Here is a 3,270-nt window from a genome sequence, read left to right on the forward strand (position 1 = left end):
CCCCCCAGATCATGCGAACTACAGGGGGGAACAGTCATGCCGTCCCAGAGGCCGGGAACCCCATTGCGGGGCTGATCAAGAAGGTAATGGGGGGGGGCAGCGCCGTCATGTCGACTGGATGGCCGGGTCAGGACACGGCTTTGAGGTTCTGGCGGCGCTTGGCGTCCTCGCGGCGCCGACGCTTCTCAGCGAGCTGGTCCTGGTAGGCGGCGACGGCTGTGCGGTAGTGCTCCACGAAGCCCGGCGAGTTCAGGCGCTCGTTCTTCGGCATCGCCTTGACGGCGGCGATGGCGTCCTCGGGGGAGAGGTAGGCGGCGAGCATGGGGTTGAGCTGGTAGACGCCGGCCCGCTTCTTCTTCACCAGCTGCGCCAGGTCCAGGTCGCGGAGCGCGGCGTTCACGGCGGCCCGGCTCAGGCTGAGCATCTGCGCGAGGGTGACCTGGTCGACTTCGATTCGGCCGCCCGGCTCGCTGTGGGCGCGCATCTTCAGCAGCACGCGGTAGGCCGCGGGCAGCAGGTCCAGGTCGGCGACGATGCCTTCCGCGTTCACTGCGGCGAAATGCAGACCGCTCACTGTTCGGCCTCCTTCTCCTTCTGCTGTACCCGCTTCCGGCGGCGCTCAGCACGCATCTTTGCCCGCTCCTCGCGCAGCCGCTCGATCTCCTGGCGCATCCGCTCCAGCGAGGGGAAGCGCACCAGGTCGGGCAGGCTCTCGTCAGTGCGGATCTTGGCAATGGTCTCGTGCTGGTCGACCCGGATGTACTGCGCGTCCGTGGTCTCCGTGCCCGGGATGAATTCGGCAACCCGGTAGGAGTACGGCGGGTTGAACTGGTAGACGCCGCGCTTCACCCGGAACACGATCCCGTGGCCCATGACTTCCTGCAGCGCCTCGTTCACCTTAGTGCGCGCGACGTCCAGGACGTGTGCCATCTCGTCCTGGGTGAGGGGGATGCGCCCGCCGGCCTTCTGGCAGGCGATCATCAGCAGGATCAGCCGGAGCGGCAGCGCCTCGCGGAAGAACTGCGCGATGACCAGGAAGAACTCCAGGCTGTCCATGGAGAAGGCGTTCGGCTCGTCTGGCGGTCCGTAGAACTCCAGCGGCTTGCGCTCGCTGTCCAGCGTGAGCTTCCGGCCGGGGTAGGCCCGGGCGACGTCGTCCAGGTCCTTGACGGGCCGTAGCGGCCGGTCCCAGGCATCAGCCGGATCGGGCAGCGGCAGCTTCGGCTGGGGCGCTCCCCGGACGCTCGTACGGCGGCGCTGCGGCTGTGTCGACACGAGGCTGCTCTCCAAGCTGTTGATCTACCGACGCGCAGCAGTATGTCACCTGCGCTTGACACTGATGTCGCTCCGACACGACATGCCGCACGAGTTGTGTCCCCCCAGTGGGGACAGATCTCCCCCACCTCGCCGGACGGTCTCCACTCCAGACACATCCGTCGCCAATGTCGCCTCTACTTGACACCCGACACGAAAGCGTGTCGCCTCTGGTTGATACTGAGGGCGCGATCTGCCCCCTCAGTCGGTACACATCGACCGGGTTGTGTCTCCTCAGCCGGTACGTATCTCGCGATTCGCAACGCTCTGACCTGCGGTTTCTTGATCTCCGTATATATCAGTGGCTGAGGTCTGCCCCCGACCGGCTGCCGGACCCCGTCGGGGCTCACGCAGCTTCGCGTGCGGGGCCGGTGACCCTGTGCGGGTCGTGAGCGGCAGCAGCGGCTCTGAGTCTCGGGTGGTACCGGCCGTGACGGACAAGCACCAAGAGGCGGGGCCGGCCTCTGTGGTGGGTTCCGCCGTCCGGCCCTGGGGGCCGTTCGGTACGATTTCTCGGTTTGGTGTCGGTGGTGGTGAGAGTCGGTGGTGGTGTGCTGGGGCGGGGTGTTTCTGGGCTGGTCAGCGGTTGTTTGTGAGTGGGTGGGCCGCTGTCATGAGGTGAGAGGGCGATGGGCGGGATCGCTGTCGTGGGGCTTTATCCCATGGCGGGTGATGCTGTCTCAGGTTCGAGAGTTCTTACCCCGCGGTCGCCGCGCCCGCGGCTCCGACTGCTCCGGTACGTGTACCTGTCGCGCCTGTCGCGCCCGCCCCTCGCACGGGGGTTTCGGCCCCGCAGGCCCGCACTGGAGCCGACAGCGGCCCCGCTGTCGCGTCACAGGCCGACCCCCGTGCGACAGCAGCCGACAGCCAGCTCGGCACTCGCAAGGACGCCACAGCGTCCGTGGCCGCAGCCCAGACCGCCCCGAACCGGGTCACCGCCCGCGTCGACACCGAGCAGCGGGAGCAGCCGACGCCTGCGCCTGCCAAGCCCGCCGGCCCCGTGAAGGACTGGGAGCTCCCCGGCCTGCCCGCCGAGGTCCGTCCCGGCGTCGAGCCCGTCATGCTCACCGATGAGCAGTCCCGCGCCCGCATCCGCTACGGCCTCGGCCGGGGGTGGACGCAGCGCCGGGTCGGAGAGTTTGCCGGGCGGTCGGCGACGACCGTTAACAAGGTGAAAGCGGCGATGGAATCCAGCGTGTAATCCTGTCTTTTCTCTGAGTGCCTCGGGGCGTGAATTCGTTCCGGGGCACTCATTGTTTTGGGTGTGGGGCGGAGAGTGTCCGCTCGGGTCCGTACGGGGCTGCGCCCCGGGGTAAACACAGTCTGTTCACCCCTCCGGGCCCCGGGGTGGTGGGCCAGAATCCCAGTTCCCACACAGCCTGGAGGGTGATGCACCCTCAACACCCCCGAGAAGCCACAGAAGCGCGCCTCGGGCGATCCCGCACCCATCCGGGCATTCCTCGACCCAAGCCGCACCACAGTGCCTCACGCGGACGCACAGGGGGTGTCACGCCGTTCCGCCAACGGTACATGCTGCCTCAGAGGTGATGCAGGCTCATTCCAGAGTCTGGCCAGCCGTCAGAATGAGGCACAGTCAGTCACGATCCAACCCGCCCCGAGCCACCCCATCTTGTAGCCAGCCAGGCCCCGAAGGGGCCCCGGTCCGGGAGCGCAGCGGACGGACCCTCACGACCCGCAAGCGGTACGCGAATCGCGCGCTCCCCAGCATTCGGGAGCGCAGCGGACGGACCCTCACGACCCGCAAGCGGTACGCGAATCGCGCGCTCCCCAGCATTCGCACGGGAAGCGCAGCGGACCGTGCCACCCGTGGCGCAGCCACGGGCCAGCCCCTCGGAGCCCCCGCGGGGGGGCGGGTGGTAACACTCCGTCACTCGCCCCCGCATCGCGGGGGCGTTCTCTAGGGCGCGCACCGCGCGCTCCTACCCGCTCCGCGGG

General features: G+C 68.4%; 3 protein-coding genes. 1 reads left to right on the forward strand and 2 read right to left on the reverse strand.

Annotated elements, in window-relative coordinates; all coding sequences use genetic code 11:
* Positions 1-127: 127 nt before the first annotated feature.
* Both ACH4EW_RS32380 and ACH4EW_RS32385 read right to left on the reverse strand, forming a co-directional pair.
* Entirely contained in the window at positions 128-574 is a 447-nt protein-coding gene (locus tag ACH4EW_RS32380) for a MarR family transcriptional regulator (RefSeq protein ID WP_398263130.1), read from the reverse strand.
* A complete protein-coding gene (locus ACH4EW_RS32385) occupies positions 571-1,275 on the reverse strand; it encodes a hypothetical protein (RefSeq protein ID WP_398263132.1) in 705 nt (234 codons plus the stop codon). Before ACH4EW_RS32385 ends, ACH4EW_RS32380 begins: the two co-directional genes overlap by 4 nt.
* A 940-nt stretch (positions 1,276-2,215) precedes the next feature.
* On the opposite strand from ACH4EW_RS32385, the gene ACH4EW_RS32390 reads away from it, so the two are divergent.
* Entirely contained in the window at positions 2,216-2,515 is a 300-nt protein-coding gene (locus ACH4EW_RS32390) for a hypothetical protein (RefSeq protein WP_398263134.1), read from the forward strand.
* The last annotated feature ends 755 nt before the right edge of the window (positions 2,516-3,270 follow it).

The organism is Streptomyces sp. NPDC018000 (assembly GCF_044328025.1).
In the GTDB taxonomy this organism is placed as follows: Bacteria; Actinomycetota; Actinomycetes; order Streptomycetales; family Streptomycetaceae; genus Streptomyces.